Origin of the sequence: Undibacterium sp. TC9W (genome assembly GCF_049339865.1) — a bacterium.
Lineage (GTDB): Bacteria > Pseudomonadota > Gammaproteobacteria > Burkholderiales > Burkholderiaceae_D > Undibacterium.
On the sequence record NZ_JBMPPJ010000080.1, the window covers coordinates 1 to 397 of the forward strand.

1 protein-coding gene is annotated in these 397 nt (G+C 45.8%); it reads right to left on the reverse strand.

All coding sequences use genetic code 11. The features are described from left to right. Nucleotides 1-41 precede the first annotated feature (41 nt). Nucleotides 42-397 (reverse strand): hypothetical protein (locus tag ACO0LN_RS30330; protein ID WP_422980487.1); only part of this gene is annotated, 356 nt, incomplete at its 5' end.

Sequence of the window (397 nt, forward strand, 5' to 3'; positions counted from 1 at the left end):
ATGGGTAGCAAGCTACCCATTTTCCTACATAGCTTACCGAATTAAGCGATGAAGTCGCCGGCAACGATGGAACCTGTTGTACCAGTCAATTTCACGATAAAGTCAGCTGAGTCAACAGTTGTGTTTGAACCCAGATTTTGGAATGCGTATGTACCAGCTGCTGTACCTGCACTTACAGTGATGATGTAAGCTTGGGTATTAGTGTTAGCCAAAGCTGCACCTGCTGCTGTTGCTGCTGTCTGGATTGCTGCGGCCAGAGTTGCAATATCTGCATTAGCAATTGACAATGCGTTCAATGTAGTTGCTGCAGTACCTGTTTTGAATACGTCTGCACCAGCTGCTTTGAAGCCGCTTACTGTATCGATAGTTGCAAATGTTGAGCCAGAACCGATGATAG